Source organism: Chryseobacterium wanjuense, from assembly GCF_900111495.1.
Taxonomy (GTDB): domain Bacteria; phylum Bacteroidota; class Bacteroidia; order Flavobacteriales; family Weeksellaceae; genus Chryseobacterium; species Chryseobacterium wanjuense.
This window is the reverse complement of the sequence record NZ_FOIU01000003.1, coordinates 142,377-164,366: the sequence shown is the minus strand read 5'-3', so window position 1 is coordinate 164,366 and position 21,990 is coordinate 142,377. Positions and strand designations below refer to the sequence as shown.

The following is a 21,990-nucleotide window of genomic DNA, read 5'->3' as shown; positions in this document are numbered from 1 at the left end:
ACCAAATGATCGTTTTAGGAAGTACATCGGAAGTTGCTCAGGCCTTTGTGGAAAAGGCTTTGCAGGAAGGTGAGAAATTTGAGAAAATCTATCTTTTTACCTCCAGCAAAGAAACTACCGAAAGATTTGCAAGGCATATTGATGTGAAATTTTTTCAGCAGGCGGAAGTTATCGAGCTTGATTTAACGAAAGAAATAGATTTTACACAATTTGAAAATATCAATTCAAATCTATTATTTTGTGCAACGGGTTATTTGGGCGAAGGAACCGAAGAAGGCTTGTACGACAATAAGAATACGGAGAAAATTATTGATATTAATTACTCAAAATTAGTTCCTGTGATGAATTATTTTGCCCAGAAATTCGAAAGCAGAAGATCAGGGACGATTATTGGTTTGTCCTCTGTAGCAGGCGATCGCGGAAGACAGAGTAATTTTATTTATGGAAGTGCAAAAGCAGCTTTTACGGCCTATTTAAGCGGACTCAGAAATTATCTGTTTGATAAAAAAGTTCATGTAATGACCGTAAAACCGGGATTTATGGCTACCAAAATGACAGAAGGACTTCCTTTGAATCCGAAACTGACGGCAACTCCGAAACAGGCAGCAGATTGCATATTTAAAGCTTACAAAAAGCAGAAAAATGTAGCGTATGTTTTACCGATTTGGGGAATTATTATGTTGATTATCAGAAATATTCCTGAATTTATTTTTAAAAAATTAAAACTTTAAAATAATTTCTTTAATTTAATAGAAAGTTAAATGCGGAGGTTGCTAAGTTTTTAAATGAAAAATGAGAAGGACTTAAAATATCCTGACAATCTTAGCGTTAAAATACATTATAATAAATTTTAAATAAGACAAAAAACACCAATGAAAAAACTGTATTGTTTTGATTTTGACGGAACTCTGACTTACAAGGATACGATGTTTATGTATCTTAAATTTTACGATCCCACAAAATTCAGATTGCAGTTTTTGAAACATGTTCCGCTTTTTATCCTTTTAAAATTGAAATTGGCTGAAACTGAAAAAGTAAAGAAAAGCTTTATCGGTGCTATTCTTAAAGGGCAGACTCAGGAAAAAATTGAAAAAAAATCCCGACAGTTCTTTGAAGAGCATTATCCCAAAATTGTCAGAGAAAATGCCTTAGACTTTATTCAAAATATTGATCGTTCAAATACACAAAGCCTATTGGTAACGGCTTCTCTGGATATCTGGGCTAAACCTTTTGCTGATGCTTTTCAGATGCAGCTGGTTTCGACAAAAGCAGAGTTCAGGAACGGTGTTTTCACAGGAAATTTCATCGGTAAAAACTGCAACGGCAAGGAAAAATTAGCCAGAATAAAAACTGAAATAGACGGCCAGAAATACGACAAAATCATTGCATTCGGTGATACTTCCGGAGATAAGCCAATGCTGAAATGGGCAAATGAAGGTCATTACCAATTTTTTCACTAATTTTGGGTGATAAAATATAAGAATGAAGAAAATGCTTATTTTGTGTCTTGGATTCATTATGAGTTGTACAAGTACACCGTCCCAGAAATCATCCGCCACCAATAAAAATGCTGAAATTCTTGTTTCGGAATCATATGGTGGAGGCAATGAGGCTAATTTTGTTATTATTAAAAATGAACAGGAACTTCAGAAAGCTATCAAAGGAAATACAGCTGTAATTGATCTTGATAAAGCACCTGTTTACCCTCAATTTCCAAAAGACAAAAAAGTGATTTTATACAACTTGGGAAGCTTCACTTCCGGGGATCATAAAATTACTAAAATCAAAAATATTTCAGTAAAAGATAACGTATTGTATGTTGAAGTCCCCCAGTATCAATCGGGTGGAATGGAGATTTCCGTGATGTCAAATCCGTGGTTTATCTTTACTGTCCCTTCAGAGTATCAGTTCACCTCCGTACAATTAAAATATTCAAACTAAAATGAATAAAGTATATTTAGATAACGCTGCAACAACACCTCTTTCAGAAGAAGTAATTGATGCAATGGTTGGAACCATGAAGATGAATTTCGGAAATCCTTCTTCAACGCACAGCTTCGGGCAGGAAGCAAAAATTCTTATCGAAAATGTAAGAAGGCAGATTGCAGATTATCTTCACGTGACACCCGCTGAGATTATCTTCACGTCTTGCGGTACAGAATCAAACAACATGATCATCAAATCTTGTGTAGAGCATCTTGGAGTTGAAAGAATCATCAGTTCTCCTTTGGAGCACAAATGTGTTTCCGAGAGTATTTTGGACATGAAAAACAGAAAAGGAGTAGAAGTAAGCTACATCCGTCCAAATGAAAAAGGAGATATCGACCTTAATAAACTGGAAGAATTATTAAAAGCTTCCGATAAGAAAACATTGGTAAGCTTAATGCATGTCAATAATGAGATCGGAAATATTTATGATATTAAAAAAATAGCAGAATTGTGCAAGGCAAATAATGCGCTTTTCCATTCTGATACGGTACAGACAATGGCTCATATGGATTTGGATTTCTCGGATATCCATGTTGATTTTGCGTCTTGCAGTGCTCATAAATTCCACGGGCCGAAAGGTGTTGGTTTTGCTTTCATCAGAAAATCAAGCGGATTAAAAGGAATTATTACAGGAGGACCACAGGAGAGAAGTTTGAGAGCCGGAACTGAAAATGTTGCAGGAATTGTAGGATTAGGAAAAGCTTTGGAATTATCTTTAAAAAATATGGAAGCCTACACAAACCATATGCAGGATATCAAAACCTATGCGATTGAAAGGCTTTCCGCAGAGATTCCAGGCATTAAATTCAATGGAAGAAGTGCAGAGAAAGAAAATAGTCTTTACACGGTTTTAAGCGCTTTGTTACCTTATAAAAATCCTTTGATCGGGCTTCAGCTGGATATGAAAGGCATTGCAATTTCTCAGGGAAGTGCATGTTCTTCGGGAGCTTCAAAGCCTTCAATGGTTATGATGATGGTTTTATCTGAGGATGAGATGGATCATTGTACCCCTTTACGTATTTCATTTAGCCACATGACAACTAAAGAAGACATCGATGCTTTAGTTAATGCTTTGAAAGAAATTTCAAAAGACTTTGTTATAGAAAATACAAATGTTGAGCATAGATAACAATATTACTCAAATGGCGTAATTTTGGGTATCTAATTAAGGATTAGAATAAGAATATAATATTAATTTAAATAAAAGAAACAAAATGGCTTTAGAAATTACAGATAGCTCATTTCAGGACACGGTTTTAAAATCAGATAAGCCGGTATTAGTAGACTTTTGGGCAGTATGGTGTGGACCTTGTAGAACGTTGGGACCAATCATTGAAGAGGTTGCACATGATTTTGAAGGAAAAGCAGTAGTAGGAAAAGTAGATGTAGACAACAACCAGGAGATTTCTATGCAATATGGTATCAGAAATATCCCTACAGTTCTAATTTTTAAGAACGGTGAAGTGGTTGACAAATTAGTTGGTGTAGCTCCGAAAGAGGTGATCGCTGAAAAACTAAGCGCACACTTGTAAAAAAATAACTTTGATAATGAATGCCTTCCGCTTTTGGAAGGCTTTTTTTTGAAAAATAATTTGCAGGTAAGGAAAAAAGTTGTAGTTTTGCAATCACAAAAAAGAAACGAAGTTCTTTAAGAAATTTGATTTGTAAGTTCAATTGGTTAGAATGCCGCCCTGTCATCTCGTTGTAAACGAGACGGGTTGAGTCTCCAGTCGGATTGCAGAGTTTTCATCAGTTTCTTTAAAAAATTGATCCGGTAGTTCAGTTGGTTAGAATGCCGCCCTGTCATCTCGTCCTAAGACGAGACGGGTTGAGTCTCCAATCGGATTGCAGAGTTTTCATCAGTTTCTTTAAAAAATTGATCCGGTAGTTCAGTTGGTTAGAATGCCGCCCTGTCATCTCGTTATAAACGAGACGGGTTGAGTCTCCAGTCGGATTGCAGAGTTTTCATCAGTTTCTTTTAAAAAAATTGATCCGGTAGTTCAGTTGGTTAGAATGCCGCCCTGTCATCTCGTTGTAAACGAGACGGGTTGAGTCTCCAGTCGGATTGCAGAGTTTTCATCAGTTTCTTTTAAAAAATTGATCCGGTAGTTCAGTTGGTTAGAATGCCGCCCTGTCACGGCGGAGGTCGCGGGTTCGAGTCCCGTCCGGATCGCAGAAGTTTTCATCAGTTTCTTTAAAAAATTGATCCGGTAGTTCAGCTGGTTAGAATGCCGCCCTGTCACGGCGGAGGTCGCGGGTTCGAGTCCCGTCCGGATCGCAGAAGTTTTCTCAATTTCTTTAAAAAAAATTGATCCGGTAGTTCAGCTGGTTAGAATGCCGCCCTGTCACGGCGGAGGTCGCGGGTTCGAGTCCCGTCCGGATCGCAAAATAGAATCCTACAAATAGTTGTAGGATTTTTTTATTTTTAAAATGTATTACGTTTATATTCTATATTCTCTGAGCAGAGATATTTATTATAAAGGTTTTTCCGAGGATGTGGAAAAGCGCTTAACTTATCATATTAATTCAAAAGGAAAATATACTTCAGGGACGGAGGATTGGAAGATTGTGTATGTCCAAAGTTTTGAATCTAAAACTTTAGCTTTAATAGAGGAAAAGAGGTTGAAAAAGCTGAATAGGGTTTCTATTGAGAAACTCATAAAACAGTAGAATGCCGCCCTGTCATCTCGTCCTAAGACGAGACGGGTTCGAGTTCCGTCCGGATCGCAAAATAGAATCCTACAAATAGTTGTAGGATTTTTTTATTTTTAAAATGTATTACGTTTATATTCTATATTCTCTGAGTAGAGATGTTTATTATAAAGGTTTTTCCGAGGATGTGGAAAAGCGTTTAACTTATCATATTAATTCGAAAGGAAAATATACTTCAGGGACGGAGGATTGGAAGATTGTGTATGTCCAAAGTTTTGAATCTAAAACTTTAGCTTTAATAGAGGAAAAGAGGTTGAAAAAGCTGAATAGGGTTTCTATTGAGAAACTTATACATGAGTAGAATTTTGTTTAAAAAAACTAAAAATCCGCATAGCTAACACGGATCTTCTATCTATAAATGTGAAAATATCAAAATGTTTTCAATGCAAACACTTATATATTTCTATAAGTTCCGCAATATTAGTAATCTTTAATTTCTCAAAAATTCTTTTCTTAAAAGTACTTACAGTCGATACTTGTACATTAAGATAGGAAGAAATTTCAAGGTTGCCGTTTCCTTTAGCCAGCAATTCAAAAACCTCAAATTCTCTGGTGGTGAGATTCTTTACTTCGGTGGTTTCTTTAGTGCCTTTCATTATAATAGGAATAAGCTCCGGGGGATAGTAGAATCCCGTTTCAAGAATGGTATTTATGGCATTTTTAACGTCGTCTTCGCTGCATTGCTTATTCAGATATCCTTCGGCACCTTTGCGAATGTATTGTAAGGCAATATTCTGGTCAAAAGATGAGAAAATCAGGATCTTTATGTCATTCTGCAGCTCTTTAATTTCCGGGATCATTTGTGTATACTGGGTTCCGGGCATGTGGATGTCCAGCATGATGACATCATATTTGTGAGCCAGTAAGCAATTTTTTGCTTCCGGGTAACTTTTAGCAATGTCTATCACCATGTTTGGATAAGCAGACCTTAAAATTGAAACAATGCCAATCGACACTACAAGATGATCATCAGCAATTAAAATTCGGTTATTCATATGTATTTTTTAGGATGATTTTTATAATCGTTCCGTGTGGAATATTTTTATTAAATGTTATTACGGAATTAATTTTTTTAATTAAATGAATGACCATGTGAAGACCAAGCCCGTAATTTTTAAATTGTACTATATCATCTTCATTCGCATGTTCAAAGACTTGTTTATAGTAAATCATTTGTTCATCCGACATTCCGTAGCCTGTGTCGGATATGTTTATAGAGGTAAAATCACTACCTTCTTCTGCGCTGAGATGTATAGTACCTCCATCTGTATATTTTACTGCATTGTCAAGAAGATTATGAATAATGCACGCAATTATATTTTTATTAATGAAAGAATAAGCTTCGTTTTTATCGTCAATAATAATACTATTTTTTTTAGATTTTGCGATATCGTCAAACAGTCTTTTTTTCGTGATTAATATCTCATTGATTGGATATTTTTCCGTCTGAAAGATATTTTCCGTCCTGTAAAGATCAGTGTATTCCTTCAGTTGAAGGGTGAAAGAATACAGCTGTGCAGACGACTGATGAATGGTATCAAAATATTCTTTCTGAATATCAGTATCTTTTTCTTCATTCAGTTTCTGAGACAACAGGGCGATGTATTTTACAGGCGTAGCAATATCATGGCTGATGGCTTCTACAAGCCGTGTCCTGTACTCAGATTCTTTCTGCATGTCATTTTTTACGGTTTCCAGGTGTTTTGAAGTTTCTTTTAATTCATTAGCCATGTGATTCACCTTCGTTTTTAAGGTCGTATTTTTTTTACGTAAAAATTTTGTACGCTTTTGACCTATGTAGATGATAATCAATAATAACAAAAGACCCAGACTTATTTTAAAAGCAGTCGTCTGATAAAAAAGAGGCTTTATTTCAAAAGATATGGTTTTGTATTCATAAGATCCGTCTGGTGAAACCAAGATTCTAAGCAGCAAGGTATAGGTGCCCGTTTCAAGACTTTTTATCGTGTATTTCCGTTCATCTTTGATGGGAATTTGCTGCCAGTCTTTATCTTCACCTTCTATTTTTGCCTCAATTCTTAAATTATATGAATTAGAATAATACGGGATATCAATGAATATATCAGCTTGCTTATAGTTGTTTTCCAGGACAAGATGATTTTTGAAATTAATGATTTTTGAATTGTTAATTCTCGCTCTTTCAATAAATATATTTTTCTTGTCGGGATAATAAGTTGCAATCGATTTCGGATTAAAAAAAACAAATCCGTCCATTGAAGGAAATACAAATTCTCCATTGTCTAAAGAATAAGCATTGGGTAGTGTTGCTCCATTAAACTCATTGGTCAATAATCCTTCACTTTTAGAAAATCGGTAATAAAATACAGGACTTTTGCTTTTGACAGACTGTAGCAATAGGTTTTTTGAGGCTTTAAATAACCCGTTGTTGGAAGATATCCAGTAATAACCATACGGATCCGCAAGAATATAATGGGCAGAACTTAAATAGGCATTTTGATCCAAAGGAATTTTAAATAATTTCTTATCCTTCAACAAAAAAAATCCATGTTTATTGGTTGTTACCCAAACCATTTTATCCGGAGTCTGGATAATACTTTTTACGCTGATTCCGCTGGCAAGCTGAGAAATTGTATTGTGGCTGAGCGAGATTCTATACAGCCCATTATTATGCCCAACCAATAAGTCATTTCCGTATTTTAAAAATGAACTCACCGATCCTTTGAATTTAAAAATACAATCTGCTTTTTTTATATGTTTGTTTTTATAAATATATAAGTAGGAGTATTTTAAGTCATACGTTATACTAACAGCTCTTAATGAATCTTTTTCATAAATTCCGCAAAATGTTTTTATAAAAGAAACGGTATCTCTTACTTTATACTGAGAAGATTTTCGCATTCTCACTAAGACAGAATCTTTTGTAAACAAAATGTTTTTTGAATCATCATACTGCATAAAGTATTTATTATCAGAATCAAAATAATGATTTTTTACAAGTCCATATTTATTTAATTCGTACCCTGAAACATCAATAATCGTATTCCTGGTAAACGGTAATGAAGCACGCGCCACTTCTTCCACAAATGGAATCTTTTTCTGAGCGGTGAAAAAATTTCCTAAATAAATGATATTTAATCCTTTGGTAAGGCTTCCTAAATACAATTTGTTAAAATGCTGATCATAAAAGATGCAATTAAAACGCTGTCTTCCGAAATCTTTATACTTCACCAGAAATTTTAGTTGAAGTCCATTTTTATCATGTTGGAGCAGAGAAATTTCATCATTATTAAGGATAAAGGTCTGATCGGAAATCTGCTGCCAGAATATTCTGGTAGAGGGGTCATTAAGAATGGTAGGTTCTTTTAGAATGGATAATTTCCCTTTATCGATGCGGTATGTGTGCCTTTTTATGGGATCTGTAACATAAAGAACTTCATTATAAACGAAGACATGAGATAAATCGGGATTAGAAAAAGGAATAGAAATCTTTTGCTTTACCTTTTTTTTTTCGAGATATAAAATTTCGTTTTTCCTGAAAAAATAATCTCCGGATTTAGTTTTGATAAAATATTGCAAACCGGGATAATATTCTAAACCTATGTTTTTTACCAGCCTTTTTTTAAACCCATTTTTTTCTTTTAGAAGAATACTCTCAACCTTGTTCAGATTTTTTTGAGGGATTTTATAAACATTTCTTTTGGTGATCAGGATTTTGTTCTCTTCATTGTTATTGCCTATCATGATACTATCGTGAGAGATATTCCCGTGAAAATCTTCAAAATGCAGATTGGTTACCGCTAAATTATTGTATGGGGTAAAGGATAAACCGTCATACCTTACAATACCGTCATCTGTGGAAAGCCAGATAAAGCCGTATTTGTCTTTAATAATGTCCTTAATGCTATTTTGGGGAAGGCCGCTATCCATATCATACCATGAGGATGCAATCTGCCCTTCTGCCTGAAAGATTACAAATAGAAAAATAGTAATCAGAAACCTGCTCATGCAATATATTTTAAATCAATCATCAGTTATTAGTTTAACAAAATTAACATAATAATTGGATATTCCCGTAGTATTATTTCTACAAGTGTCTCGGCATAATCACACAAGCATTTTTTAAAATGATCGATGAAAGGATATAATTTTGTACAACAAACTGATATTTGATGTTATACATTCAGTATTCTTAAAATAATCATTTAAAACTTACACATATGAAAAAAAAATGTATTTTATTTATTGTATTTACAATTTTAACCTGTTCTGTAAAAGCCCAGACAGGCAATGTAGGAATTGGTACTGCCAATCCAGGTTCCAAACTTACTGTCAATGGATCTTTCGCCGCAGCGTATACCTCAGTAACAGCAAATACCTATAACGCCGGGGAAAACGATTTTTCCATCATGTGGGACGGTACAGCCAATGGCACGATTACGCTTCCTGCCTCACCCACTTCTCCGGATCGTACGGGAAGGCTGTATTTTTTTAAAAATGCTTCCACGGCTTACAACCTTACCATTGAAGGCAATGGATCTGAACTTATTGATAAAGATTTAAACACCGTCATCCAACCCGGAGAATCTGTTCTGCTTACCAAAACCAACATCAATACAGCTACAGGAATTACTTATCGGGTGTTGTCTCTTGCACAATCCCAGCAACCTTATATGTATACTATTAATGGAGATGCTACACAATATGTTGCTCAGGGATCAGCAACCCAGCTTACATTCTCCAATGTAGAATACAGCACCAATGGAGGAGGAGATTTTGATCCTGCCACAAGCTCATGGACGTGTCCTCAATCAGGATGGTACAACTTAGAAGTGTATGCAGAAGTTACATCATCAACAGTTTACAGTACACATACTGCATTAATATTAGTAAAAAACGGAGCAATACAACAAAAGCTGATTGCAATTTTTACCCCCGGATATACCGTAAATTATATAGCAGGTAGTGGTACAGGAAGCCAAAAATTAAATCTAATGAAAGGAGATGTGATAAGTATTTCAGCAACACCATGCTACGGATGTGGTTCAGATTATACATTATTTTATACAAGAAAATTGAATATCAGTAGATTATAATTATATATACAAAAGGTGATCAGGTTCTAAAAACACAAACCGAAGGCAGAGTTCCCTCCTCTGCCTTTTTAGTAAATCTTCAGGTAAGGTAATATTTTATCAACGTCGATATTTCTCATTGTTACTCTTTTAAAAAACCGCCCTATAGCAATAATCATATACTTAAATAATAACTGAATAATTAAAATTAAAAATGAAAAAAAGACCTATTTTCTTATTGGTATTGGTAGCATTGAGTTCTTCTGTCTACGCACAAGTGGGTATTCATACCACAACTCCTAAAAGTTCTCTGGATGTATCCGGTAAAACTGATACGTTAGGAAATTTACTATCCACCGACATTACAGGGTTGCAGGCGCCCCGCCTTACCCGTTCACAGCTTACGGATAAAGGGGATACGCTGTACGGAGCCGATCAGACGGGAGCTATGATCTACATCACGGATATTTCCGGAGGGGATGTTTTAGCTCAAAGAGTTAATATAACGGCTGTCGGCTATTATTATTTTGATGGTAACGTCTGGCAAAAGATCAGCATGGGGAATAACGTTGCGGCAACCAATTGGTCTCTCGCAGGAAATACAGGAACCACAGCAGGAACCAACTTTATAGGAACTGCCGACGCCACAGATTTTGTCACCAAAGCCAACGGAATCGAAGCATTAAGAGTAATTTGGGATGCTGCCAATAATGCAACCCATTTGGCGGTGGGAACCACTACTGCAGCTACAGTATCTTCACCAACGAGCGGCTCGACTGCAGAGAAAAAGCTAGCAAAACTTACAGTTGGAAACGGGGATGCAAGCATTAATTCCATCACGGTAGGTTTAGGAGGCGGTCAGGTAGCCACTAATACAGTAGTGGGAAATTCAGCTTTAAACAGTAATACTACAGGTAGTTTTAATACTGTTGTAGGAGGCAATGCATTACTTGCTAATACAACCGGTGCACGTAATACCGTATTGGGTCATCAGGCTATGTTAAATAATACCACAGGAGGTTTTAATACAGCAATTGGACGTATCTCGCTCCAGAACAATACTACAGGTTTGCGTAACATTGCCATAGGTGAAGCGGCACTTACAGATAACACAACCGGTAGTGGTAATATTGGTATTGGTATTACCTCGGGACAAACAAGTGGTTCGTTTACAGGAGGTAATAATATTTTTATTGGTAAGGGAAGTAACACTACAATGAAGGTAACCTCAGGGACTCTCAATATTACAATAGGCGATAATGCAGGAACAAACATAGGTGCCGGTAGCAATAATATTTCCTTCGGAACGGATTCAATGGTAGGAGTACTGGATGGCTCTAATCAAATTCAAATGGGTAACTTCAATGTTACTTCCGCAAGAGTTCAGGTCGCCTGGACGATCACTTCAGACAAAAGATGGAAGGAAAATATTACCCGCATTCCCTACGGTTTAGATTTTGTAAAAGAGCTGAAACCTGTAGCCTATCATAGAATTAATGATAAAGAAAATCCTAATAAAGAAATGGGGTTTGTCGCTCAGGAAGTCGAAGAGCTTATCCAAAAATTCGGTTGGAAAGACCAGGGATTTTTAACCAAAGACACCAATGGATATCTTGCCATCCGTTATAACGATTTTATCCCGTTATTGGTAAGAGCGGTGCAGGAGCAGGATGCCAAAATCGAATCTCAAAACACAAAAATTGCAGAATTGGAAGCCTTGGTCAAAAGCCTGGCTGCAAAAATAAAATAGAGTTAGGTAACTGTAATTGAAAACGGGTAATCCATATGGGTTGCCCGTTTGTTTTTATATTATTTCAGAAAAAATATACTTCAAGGGTAGTAGATTATTTGTAAAAAAGTTCAAATAGGAATTGAAATTCTTCTTAACTTAGTGAAAAACAATAATTTAATGAAAGCTCTATATTACAAATCTAGCTCACTGCTATCCCGTGAGCTGTATATTATCTGGAAATTTAGTAATACCAATATTTTTGATGCGATATTATTAATAATAACTACTTCTTTAACAGCTTGGTTTTATAACGAATCGAGCTGGGATAGCTTTATTCCAACATTGTTTTGGAGCGTCATATTTAGTTTTTTATACATTACTACATTCACAACAGCTAATCAGCTCAATTCTATTGATGAAGATAAACTTAATAAACCTTATCGATTAATCCCTTCAGGTCAGCTCAACCAAAAACAAGTTTTCAAAAGAATGATTATTTATTCTATCATTTATTTGTTGATATCACTTTATTTGGGAATACTGTACATTAGCATTGGTTGGTTAGTACTCGTTTATTTACACGAACGATTTAGTTTTAATCACCATTGGTTTACTAAGAATATTGTTATTATGCCATTAGGAGCTATTGTATTACATGCTAGTGCATGGGAAATCGTTACTCCTTTAGAACCAAAGGTTTGGGTCTTCTATATATTACTTTCTACTTGGTGTGCTTTAAGTATGAATCTTCAGGATTTCAGAGATCAGGAAGGAGATAAAAATATTGGAAGAAAGACATTGCCTTTATTATACGGGGACAAAAAGGCAAGACTTTACCAAGCTCTTATCTTATTTTTCATATCACCTTTACTTTATAGTAGCATCATTCTCAGTCAGACAGGGATTTCTGAAGGTTTTACAAGACCTTTTGTCATTATAGTGTTGATAATTCAAACTTTACTGAATTGGTTCATAGCTTTTCGGTTGCTCAGATACAAAACATCAAAGCAGGATAATATAACATATCATTGTTGGGTTATTTTTTATTGGTTTACAATTCCCTTAATTTGCTTTTTAAAATAATACTATCCGTTTTTTTACGGTATTTTTATCAATCACTTTTATTATTCAATTTTAGGTCTGATATTTGTATAGAATTGCAAAACTAAAAAGGCCAATTTTATTTATGAAAAACATATTTGTGAAAAAGTCATTCTTATATACCATTTTCATCGTTTTCATGCTGGTTTCATGTAAAAAAGAAATTGAAAAAATAAGCGATACGATCAAAGATACCACTTCATCCATTACAGAAACAGAGGAAGCTGAAAAAGATTCGGTGAAGAAGGATTCTGTTATTCAGAAAGAGTCTATGCCGCCCGCGATGCAGGAAGATGGTTTCTACAATGCTTTTATTTTTCCGAAAGATAAAAAACTGAAAGATTCCTTATTCGGAATTTTCAATAAAAAATATACAGAAAAAGAACGTTACGCGATCTACGCTCTCAACAGGCTGGATGCCAAAAACAAATGGAATGCAGATACATTGGTTGTTCCTGCAAAAATCGATACAACTTTAATGGAATACTCACCATTCCCGATGCAGCTTGATGTATTGAGCCCGGTGAAGAAATTCGTGGTGTTTTCCTACCCGATTCAGGCATATGGAGTCTACTCAAACGGAACTTTGGTAAAATGGGGACCGACAAGTATGGGTAAAAAAGCAGCCAAGACAAAAACGGGTCTTACTTTTGCCAACTGGAAAAAGAAATTAGCCATATCCACCGTAAGCAGCGAATGGAAATTACCCTATAATTTTAATATTTTCAATACAGACGGGATTGGATGGCATCAATACGACCTTCCGGGGTATCCGGCTTCGCACTCATGCTTGAGATTGCTGTTGAAAGATGCGCAATGGCTGTACGGCTATGCAGATACATGGGTTCTGAATCCCGGTGGTGCCACTACAAAAGCCAAAGGAACGGCAGTTTTGGTGTATGGAGATTATGGTTGGGGAAAAAGAAAACCTTGGAGAAAACTATTGAACGATCCTAATGCCAACAGCGTTTCTGTAGAAGAAATGACCAAAATGATCGAACCGAATATCGAAAAAATATTGAAAGAACAGGACAACAGGGAAAAAGTGGTGGATTCTATAAAAGCGGCCAAAGCGATTTTGGAACAAATGCCGGAAGATCCTAAAACACAAGCTCCTTAATCATCTTTTTTTTCAAACTGCAATGTAGATTCTTCGGCAAATCTTCTTAGCTTAAGCATTTCAGCTTTTCCTTTATGTTGCCCGAATCTTGCGGCTGCATAGGTAAGGGCAATGAAAAACAACATCAGAAATGAGGCATTGAGCGCCCACGGAAATTCCTGGCTTTTGATCTGTTTTTCTACATAGTACATCGAGAAAAAGGTCATCCAGAGAATAGAAAAGGAAAAATAAAGAAACATAAAGAACGTCCACACTGCGGAACTGGGACCGAAAACGCCTCGTATCGCAGTTTTTTCGTCTTCTATTTCGATTCTTAATGACAATCTGGGTTTCCAGTAGCTGTCGTATTCCGTTTCTACACAGATGGTGGCGACTTCTTTATTAATGTTTCCGGAAAACTCATCTTTATGCTCGCTGAGGTATTTTTTCAGGTTTTCTGCATATTCTTCTTTGGTAAGGTGGGTAAACATTTTAAACCTCGGCCGGCTTCTGATCTTGTCTAGAGTGGTTTCTTCGGTATTCATATTATTCTTGTTCTTGGTATGGGATCGGGTCTTCCAGGGTGAAGCTTAATGTCATTTCCTGATTTTTTCTTTGAATCACCATATTAATGGTTTTTCCCTGCTCAGATTTCATCATTTCCATAATTTTTTCCATCGTCATGTCTGTCGTTTTTTTCCCGTTGATACTGATTAATTTATCATCTTTTTTCAATCCTGCCTTGTCTGCGGGAGAATCTTTCCGTACTCCGGCAATGGAAAATATAGGTTTTAAAACAAAATTATATTGCAGGCTGTTGTTGATGACTTCAATTCCGCTGGAGGCATTATTGTTGTTTTTTGTGGGGAGGTTTACCATGTCTTTCGTCCATTCCATGCCGTCTTGCCTGAAATCAAGTCCGCTCATGTTAAAATGAAAAGGGTCGTCGAAGTTCCTGTTTTTTCTTAAATATAATTTTTTATTGGTATAATCGAAACCCACCGTAAAACGTCTCATAATATCCCCACCAATAGAGCCTTTCCTGTTTTCCACGAGATTCACGTGCTGGATAGAATATTCATCGGGCATGGCGGTAAGCGGTTTTTCAAATCTATAATTTCCCAGATAAAAATTATGAATTCTGCTTCGTTTGCCATAGACATCACCGTTGAAACCTCTTCCCAGAAAATCATCGATATTGGGACGGTTGTAGACAAAGTCTTTGATGAGGGTAGGGAAGAGCCAGATAGGATCGCTGTTTCCGAGATCGATGAGTAGTTTTGAACTTTTCTTCTCGCGGGTCATTTCTACATCAGCGAAAATGTAAGGTTTATTTTTTTCAATGGAAATGGGCAGTTCGTCGAATTTTTTTACCTTTTTTTTGAATAATTCTTTATCATTATAAATCGTTATTTTTTTTGAAGTATAATCGATGAGCACAGGATGATTTTTAAAAAAATGATAGCCCATGATTCCGTTCACAGGGATTCCTACGTGGGACGAAATATTAAAATCCTGATCGATAATGATGAAAAGGGTAAGGGTATAGTTTACAAAATCTTTTCCGATTCTGGCAATATTATTATCAGACCGGAAGCCGTCGATACTGGCATTTCCGCCCAGTCCGGAGAATTTTATTTTTTCAAGGCTGGCTAATTTTAATTCCTGATTTTCAAGGCTGAAAATGGAAGTCTCCGCAACGCCTGTGTCCAGCAGAAAGGTAAGTTCTGCACCGTTGACATTTACGGGAATGAATATTAAGTTATTGATTAATTTAAAAGGAATAACGGTTTTTTTCTCGTTTTGTAATTCAAATGAATTTTGTTCCTGAGCATTTAAGAAAATACTTAAGAAAACAAACCAGAAAAAATATTTTAATTTCATTTACTGAATTTAGTGAAATTATTCTTATCAAAAACAAAAAACATCCTCAAAGTTGAGAATGCTTGTGTATTTTGTAATGAATTGAAATAATGTTTAAATATTTATAAATTCATTAGTCTGGAATTTATTGAAAAATCCTTCGACTGCTGCGCGCTCAAGATGACACTGAGATATCACACTGCATATTTTTAGCAGCTAGTATTAGCGGTGTCGTCTTGAGCGCGAAGCAGCCGAAGGATCTATTTATTATTAATTATTTCATTTCAACTAAAATTTTCAGGAAGTTTTAATTAAAAAAACTATTTCGCAAAGAAATCCATAAGATCCATATAATTCTTCTGGTTCACGCCATGTCCGTTCATGTACTCTCTGAACGTAAAATAACAGCCCAGGTCATACAGCAAATCTGCCGCTTTTCTGCCCCAATCCAAAGGAATCACTGCATCATCGGTTCCGTGGGAGATGAAGAAGCGAAGTTTTTCCAGTTTCTTTTTGTCTTTTACGATATCTTTCAATAGTTTTTCTTCAGGATAACTGCTCAGACAAGCTACATAATTGAACATTTCAGGATATTTCAAAGCCAGCGCATAGCATAAAATTCCGCCCTGACTGAAGCCGCAAAGGTGAGTTTTCCCCTCCGTGATTCCGTAATGATTTACGATTTTTAAAATACTTTCCAAAACACTGTTCAGAGATTCTGTGGCCTGCGGTACATCAACAAAATTTTCGGGATTGTTGAAGTCTATATCATACCATGAAAATCCTTCAAACTGGGTGGCTCTCGGTGCTCTGAAGCTTACGATAATCCAGTCTTTCGGAAGGGTTTCCCTGAAGCTGAAAAGGTCTTGCTCGTTGCTTCCGTAGCCGTGAAGCATAAAAAGTATGGTGGTATCTGAAGTTATATTTTCCGGTTCTCTTACGATGTAATCTAAATTCATGAGGCAAAGATAATTAATAATGATGTATTTTAATTTGGGTACAGGAGAATTTTAAATGAACTTGATGATGAATTGATTAAAATTTTTAACATCTCTAAAACCCTTATTTTCAAACCCGAACCTCTGCAGCCCGCATCTCATAAATATTTTATTAATTTGACAGTATTTAGAATTCATTGTTGGAAATTTTTCATAAAAGTTATTTTTATATTGATAAAAAACCTATATTTGAAACATTAAAAATCTATTTGGAGAAATGAAGCAATTTTACAAATCAAATTTACTTAGACTTTCTTTTTTATTCGCCGTATTATTTTCAGTAATTTCTGTTGTTAATTCTTGTAAGGATGATGACAAGGATGAATATGAAGATCACATTATTCAGTTTGAATCAAAAATAGTAAACGGTACAGGTAGTGGTACAGGTACTTTTAAAACTATTGTAACTCAGGTAGGAACCAGCCAGAACACGATCTTTGATCCGACAGGAACTAACTGGGCGAGTGGTGAGCAGTTTGTAAGCTCCAGCCAATCTCAGTTGAATCTTGCAGCAAACGCTGTTCTTCCGAACGCTGACTCAAAATTAATCGTGAATATCTGGGTAGACGGTGAGGTTGCAAAATCAGATACGGTGATAGGATCCGGAACTAAAAGTGCAGCTGTAGCTCACAGTTTCTTAGAATTGTAGAAGAAGAAAATATATTACAATACATAAACCGCTTTCGTAGCGGTTTTTTTTGTGCCCTATCTGTAAGTATTTTTTGAACATCGCTAGAGTAGGGAAGTTCACAGCAGTATTCAAGCGAAATAATCATATTAAATTCTTTATACAAAAGATTCTATTACTCACTGATTAGACTGTGATTTTGTGAAGGTTATGATGGAATAAATCTTCCAATACATACTACATTATTCTACATAAAAATTGTCTTTTTTTCAACCAAATGGATTTAAAAATGGCTTATAGTTAAAATTTTTTTTGAAAAAAGTGTTCATAAAAATTCATTTAATGTTGAAATATTTTGCTCCGATAAAGCCTTTATTCATAGTATTTCTAATTAGTAGTATAATTCTTATGTCGGGGTTTTATTAATCAATTTGATAGGAATAGTTGATTTTTTTTCAAAAAAAACTAAAAAATATGATAATTATTTGATTTTTTGAAAGTATATTTGCGATATAAAACGTAAAACACAAATTTTTCAGGCACCCGAACTTTAATTGTTTAATTAGGGATTGTAACTATTAGAAAAAATAATTTATTGCCTATGATTATGGAAAAAAAAACTTTATTGAATGTTCAGTATTTCTTAGATACAACATTGCAGTGACACAAGCGGAGATTGAGATCAATTCTCACATTTCACATGTCAAAGGAGCCCTATAGCTAAATGCTTTTCACACATTTTGATTAATATTAAATTCATCGTACATACATAACCTGTCTTTCGTCTTGAAAGAACAGCTGTGTAAGTAGGTATTGGTAGATTCAGACAGCTTTTGAATATCAAAAAACCTGAGCAGAATATTTCCATTACCAAGAGATAAGTAAGTAGGGATTGATGAATCTTTAGGATATGAGTAACCAAGTTACCAAACGATGGCAGCAGTAAAGGGAAATTACTGAAAAAATTTTCAGCCACAATGCTAACATATTTTATATAAAAGCAAAAGTTGGGATTGGTATGAAAGAACGAAACTAAACAATACAAACGCAAGTTGAAATTGGTACAATTTGAAAAATGATTAAAACTGTTTATTAATTCAAATATCTAATCACACACCAAAAGAATTAATAAAGCTAAATATGATAAAATAACTTACAACAATTATGAAAAAAAAATTATTACTATTGAGTGGAACATTGCTGTTGGTATGTGCAACAATGCAAGGTCAAGCGGGAAACGTAGGGATCAATACGACGACTCCCGGTACAACATTAGATGTAAACGGTGCCATCACCAACCGTGAAACAGCAGTAGCAGTTACAGCCAATGCAGCTACGATTCCTGCTAATGTCACTCAGATACAGCTTACAGGCTCTGCTACGGCTACTATTGCCATCACAGCACCTGCAGCTCCCAATGCAGGACAAAGACTTGTAATCTACAACAATACAGGCGGCGGTTTTGGAGCCACCATTAATGGGTTTACCATCAACAACGGTCAGGCTATGGAATTTGCATACAGTAACGGAAACTGGAGAGCAATGAATAACGGAACAGGTGCTTTGCCCAACACCATCCCATGGAATACACTAGGAAATACAGGAACAAACCCAACTACGAATTTTCTTGGAACTACCGATAATCAGGGATTGGCATTGCGTACCAACAATACAGAAAAAGTACGTGTTACGCCTACCGGTAATGTTGGGATTGGTACTACTGCTCCTAATAGTAAACTTGACTTGGGAACTACTTTTGGAACTACTCCTACAGATGTTGCGGGAAAAAAACTGGCGGTTTATAACAATGCTTCCGGAACTGATTTTTATGGTTTGGGTATTGTACCGGGACATTTAGCTTTTTATTCATCTGCTCTTAATGCTGATGCACCGGAAATGGTAATTCACGCCGCTGGAAATGTGGGAATTGGTACAGACCCTACAGCTGCTCCTACCGCAAAACTAGACGTAAACGGTACGGCAAGAGTACGTAGTACACCGGTTATTGCAACAACAGGTCAAATCCCTGTATACATGGATGCTAATGGAAATATAGGAAAATCACAAGGGAATGGAAACAACGAAAATTATTATGCCCATACTCCTACACTCTCCCCGGGAACTACAGGGGTTGTAGGACAAATTCCTGACGGAGGTGTTTATAAAATGGTTGTGACTACCTATAATGCCTGTTCATATGCGGCTGTTACAGAATTTTGGGTCTTTGCACTTGCAACTAATAATCAAAGCTCAATACAGGGGATCTCAGGATCTACAAGTAATAATGGAGTAAGCCCACCAACGTTTACGGAAACGCAAACCTCTTCTGCTGTAACTTTTTCTGGAGTTCCGGGATGTGCGGATGGCAGTAACAGTACTGCATTCAATTTTACAGTGGCTATAGATAACCTTGCTCCTCATAATATTCGTATTACCAATAATGCGAATACCGCAAAACCTTATACAATAAGACTTACACGTTATCCTTTTAATTAATATAAATAAAATATTAAATAAAAAAATTGATACAATATTACAAAACGCAAAAGTTGAAATTGGTACAATTCGAAAAATGATTAAAACTGTTTATTAATTCAAATATCTAAGCACACACTAAAAGAATTAATAAAGCTAAATATGATAAGATAACTTACAACAATTATGAAAAAAGATCTATTACTATTAAGTGGAGTATTACTGTTCATAAGTACAGCAATGCAGGCACAAGCGGGAAACGTAGGGATTAATACGACGACTCCCGGTACAACATTAGATGTAAACGGTGCCATCACCAACCGTGAAACAGCAGTAGCAGTTGCAGCCAATGCAGCTACGATTCCTGCTAATGTCACTCAGATACAGCTTACAGGTTCTGCTACAGCTACTATTGCCATCACAGCACCTGCAGCTCCCAATGCAGGACAAAGACTTGTAATCTATAATAATACAGGCGGTGGTTTTGGAGCTACCATTAATGGTTTTACCATCAACAATGGTCAGGCTATGGAATTTGCATACAGTAACGGTGGCTGGAGAGCAATGAATAACGGAACAGGTGCTTTGCCCAACACCATCCCATGGAATACACTAGGAAATGCAGGAACAGACCCTGCAAACAATTTTGTAGGAACTACCGATAATCAGGGATTGGCATTGCGTACCAACAATACAGAAAAAGTACGTGTTACGCCTACCGGTAATGTTGGGATTGGTACTACTGCTCCCAATTCTAAACTCGATTTGGGTACCGATGTTTCCAGTGCTAAGCTGGCGGTATACAATGCAGCCGCAGGAAACGACTTCTATGGTTTTGGTTTAAGTGGCGGATTGCTGCATTTCCATACAGCTTCAGCGACACCTACGACGGCTCCGGATATGGTGTTGCATTCCACAGGTCAGTTAGGTATCAATATTGGGGCAACAAACCCTACTGCTAATGTGGATGTCAACGGTACTGCCAGAATTCGAAATACACCTATGCTGGCTGCTGGAAATGGTGCATCAATTGCCATTCCTATCTATCATGATGCTAATGGTAATGTGGTGAAAACAGCACCTGCTGGCCACGGAAATGTGATGTCAGGGACTATCACTGCTGCTCCGGGAGCATCCACGCTTCTTGTCGGTAATATTCCGGATGGTAGTTTCCACAGGCTTACCGTTACAGTTGCTAATGGATGTACCCATCATGCGGTTGCAGAATTTTGGGTAGCCGCCAATAGTACGGGTGGAACAGCCATACAAGGCAGAGACGGTTTTGTATCTCTAAGTGGTGTAAACCCTCCTACCTTTTCAGAAACACAAACTTCTACAGGTGTAAGTTGGTCTGGCTTACCTGGCTGTGCAGATGGAGGAAATACAGCAAACCTTAATTATACTATGTTTATTGTAGCTTCCGGTGGTGGGAATTATCAGCTTAATGTTGTTAATAACGGAAACGTAGCCAGAACGTATGCGGCAGTCTTAGAAAGAATTGGAACTTATTAATAATAAATAATTATATCAATTTTTAACCTCAATCATTACAATAATCCTGGTTTCCTGAGAATAGCAACAAAATATTTATTCAAAGATGAAAAAGAGTTTATTAAAAAAAGCTATACTACGGAAACAAGGATTATGTAATAAACAATATTTTTTAAATGTTTAACAAGTGTTGATACAAATCTTAAGAAATATCTCATCTAAGAACCGTTCGGATTTCCGGATGGTTTTTTTATTTTCATTAAAATTTTCAATGAAAAAAGATTAGGTTGGGATATATTTTATACTTAATTTTTTCATTCTTTTTGTAAAAAGAACATTATTTGTCATCAATTTTTCATTATTAAAATCGCGTATTCATGCGGGCTGTATTATCGAATTGATAATTTATTTGTAAATTTTTAATAAAAAAGTTGATTTTTTATTTTTTTGAAACTATATTTGTCATGTAAACATAAAACACAATTTTAGGCACACACTTTATTCTGATTAATTAGGGATTGATTGATCAGGAATTATTTAACAATTATAAAAATAATTTATGCCTATGATTATGAAAAAAAATCCAATGTCAGTATTTCTTAGATACTGTATTGCTGAGACATCATTCAAAGATTGATATCAATATTTATCATGAAAATAAATAATGGATATACAACCTTTACCCTTACAGATGTCGGTCTTTAGCCAAAAGCTTTTATCATATTTCATTCTTAGATTTAATTAGATTTAAAAATTTTTAATGATAATTAATTTTAATAAGAAATGTTTAGGTAGGAATTAGGAAATAATTGATTTTATTAATTCCAAGAAATCTAAAATGCATAAAG

At 35.7% G+C, this 21,990-nt stretch carries 19 protein-coding genes and 3 tRNA genes; 17 read left to right on the top strand and 5 right to left on the bottom strand.

Going from position 1 to position 21,990, the window contains the following annotated elements:
• The first annotated feature begins 5 nt into the window (after positions 1-5).
• From BMX24_RS17265 to BMX24_RS17220, 10 genes are all read left to right on the top strand, one after another.
• The gene (locus BMX24_RS17265; protein ID WP_089794991.1) at positions 6-731 is read left to right on the top strand and encodes an SDR family NAD(P)-dependent oxidoreductase; all 726 of its coding nucleotides are present in this window, start codon (positions 6-8) and stop codon (positions 729-731) included.
• A gap of 141 nt (positions 732-872) precedes the next feature.
• On the top strand, positions 873-1,460 hold the full coding sequence (locus BMX24_RS17260; RefSeq protein ID WP_089794989.1) for an HAD family hydrolase: 588 nt from the start codon (positions 873-875) through the stop codon (positions 1,458-1,460).
• Between the two features lie 22 nt (positions 1,461-1,482).
• Entirely contained in the window at positions 1,483-1,941 is a 459-nt protein-coding gene (locus tag BMX24_RS17255) for a hypothetical protein (protein WP_089794987.1), read from the top strand.
• 1 nt (position 1,942) lies between these two features.
• Positions 1,943-3,118 carry a cysteine desulfurase family protein gene (locus tag BMX24_RS17250; RefSeq protein WP_089794985.1) on the top strand — a complete coding sequence of 392 codons (1,176 nt, stop codon included), beginning with the start codon at positions 1,943-1,945 and terminating at the stop codon, positions 3,116-3,118.
• Between the two features lie 85 nt (positions 3,119-3,203).
• A complete protein-coding gene (trxA, locus tag BMX24_RS17245; RefSeq protein WP_089794983.1) occupies positions 3,204-3,521 on the top strand; it encodes a thioredoxin in 318 nt (105 codons plus the stop codon).
• A 567-nt stretch (positions 3,522-4,088) separates the two neighbouring features.
• Positions 4,089-4,162, top strand: a tRNA-Asp gene (locus BMX24_RS17240).
• A gap of 31 nt (positions 4,163-4,193) precedes the next feature.
• A tRNA-Asp gene (locus BMX24_RS17235) sits at positions 4,194-4,267 on the top strand.
• 32 nt (positions 4,268-4,299) lie between these two features.
• Positions 4,300-4,373 (top strand) — tRNA-Asp (locus BMX24_RS17230).
• A 46-nt stretch (positions 4,374-4,419) separates the two neighbouring features.
• A complete protein-coding gene (locus tag BMX24_RS17225; protein WP_089794981.1) occupies positions 4,420-4,659 on the top strand; it encodes a GIY-YIG nuclease family protein in 240 nt (79 codons plus the stop codon).
• A 103-nt stretch (positions 4,660-4,762) separates the two neighbouring features.
• On the top strand, positions 4,763-5,002 hold the full coding sequence (locus BMX24_RS17220) for a GIY-YIG nuclease family protein (RefSeq protein ID WP_089794979.1): 240 nt from the start codon (positions 4,763-4,765) through the stop codon (positions 5,000-5,002).
• Between the two features lie 79 nt (positions 5,003-5,081).
• Here BMX24_RS17220 and BMX24_RS17215 read toward each other — a convergent pair whose 3' ends face one another.
• On the bottom strand, positions 5,082-5,696 hold the full coding sequence (locus BMX24_RS17215; protein WP_089794977.1) for a response regulator transcription factor: 615 nt from the start codon (positions 5,694-5,696) through the stop codon (positions 5,082-5,084).
• Complete coding sequence (locus BMX24_RS17210) at positions 5,689-8,688, bottom strand: sensor histidine kinase (RefSeq protein WP_089794975.1); 3,000 nt, start codon at positions 8,686-8,688, stop codon at positions 5,689-5,691. The genes BMX24_RS17215 and BMX24_RS17210 overlap by 8 nt, the downstream gene beginning before the upstream one ends.
• A gap of 212 nt (positions 8,689-8,900) precedes the next feature.
• Here BMX24_RS17210 and BMX24_RS17205 point away from each other — a divergent pair, with 212 nt between their 5' ends.
• From BMX24_RS17205 to BMX24_RS17190, 4 genes are all read left to right on the top strand, one after another.
• Positions 8,901-9,776, top strand: coding sequence for a complement C1q domain-containing protein (locus BMX24_RS17205; protein ID WP_089794973.1), 876 nt, complete (start codon positions 8,901-8,903; stop codon positions 9,774-9,776).
• A 193-nt stretch (positions 9,777-9,969) separates the two neighbouring features.
• Positions 9,970-11,505, top strand: a complete 1,536-nt coding sequence (locus BMX24_RS17200; RefSeq protein ID WP_089794972.1) for a tail fiber domain-containing protein — start codon at positions 9,970-9,972, stop codon at positions 11,503-11,505.
• A 159-nt stretch (positions 11,506-11,664) separates the two neighbouring features.
• On the top strand, positions 11,665-12,570 hold the full coding sequence (locus BMX24_RS17195; RefSeq protein ID WP_089794970.1) for a UbiA family prenyltransferase: 906 nt from the start codon (positions 11,665-11,667) through the stop codon (positions 12,568-12,570).
• A 103-nt stretch (positions 12,571-12,673) separates the two neighbouring features.
• Entirely contained in the window at positions 12,674-13,708 is a 1,035-nt protein-coding gene (locus tag BMX24_RS17190; protein ID WP_089794968.1) for a L,D-transpeptidase, read from the top strand.
• Here the strand turns inward: BMX24_RS17190 and BMX24_RS17185 are convergent.
• The 3 genes from BMX24_RS17185 to BMX24_RS17175 form a co-directional block, all read right to left on the bottom strand.
• The gene (locus BMX24_RS17185) at positions 13,705-14,232 is read right to left on the bottom strand and encodes a hypothetical protein (protein WP_089794966.1); all 528 of its coding nucleotides are present in this window, start codon (positions 14,230-14,232) and stop codon (positions 13,705-13,707) included. The two genes, BMX24_RS17190 and BMX24_RS17185, sit on opposite strands and share 4 nt — an antisense overlap.
• Position 14,233: 1 nt before the next feature.
• On the bottom strand, positions 14,234-15,571 hold the full coding sequence (locus tag BMX24_RS17180) for a PDZ domain-containing protein (RefSeq protein WP_089794964.1): 1,338 nt from the start codon (positions 15,569-15,571) through the stop codon (positions 14,234-14,236).
• 299 nt (positions 15,572-15,870) lie between these two features.
• Positions 15,871-16,509, bottom strand: coding sequence for an alpha/beta hydrolase (locus BMX24_RS17175; RefSeq protein ID WP_089794961.1), 639 nt, complete (start codon positions 16,507-16,509; stop codon positions 15,871-15,873).
• 256 nt (positions 16,510-16,765) lie between these two features.
• Here BMX24_RS17175 and BMX24_RS17170 point away from each other — a divergent pair, with 256 nt between their 5' ends.
• The 3 genes from BMX24_RS17170 (at position 16,766) to BMX24_RS17160 (ending at position 21,163) form a co-directional block, all read left to right on the top strand.
• Positions 16,766-17,197 carry a hypothetical protein gene (locus tag BMX24_RS17170; protein ID WP_089794959.1) on the top strand — a complete coding sequence of 144 codons (432 nt, stop codon included), beginning with the start codon at positions 16,766-16,768 and terminating at the stop codon, positions 17,195-17,197.
• A 1,143-nt stretch (positions 17,198-18,340) separates the two neighbouring features.
• Positions 18,341-19,672: a hypothetical protein gene (locus tag BMX24_RS17165; RefSeq protein WP_089794957.1), complete on the top strand. Its 1,332-nt coding sequence runs from the start codon at positions 18,341-18,343 to the stop codon at positions 19,670-19,672.
• 165 nt (positions 19,673-19,837) lie between these two features.
• Complete coding sequence (locus BMX24_RS17160) at positions 19,838-21,163, top strand: hypothetical protein (protein ID WP_139176882.1); 1,326 nt, start codon at positions 19,838-19,840, stop codon at positions 21,161-21,163.
• Positions 21,164-21,990 lie beyond the last annotated feature (827 nt).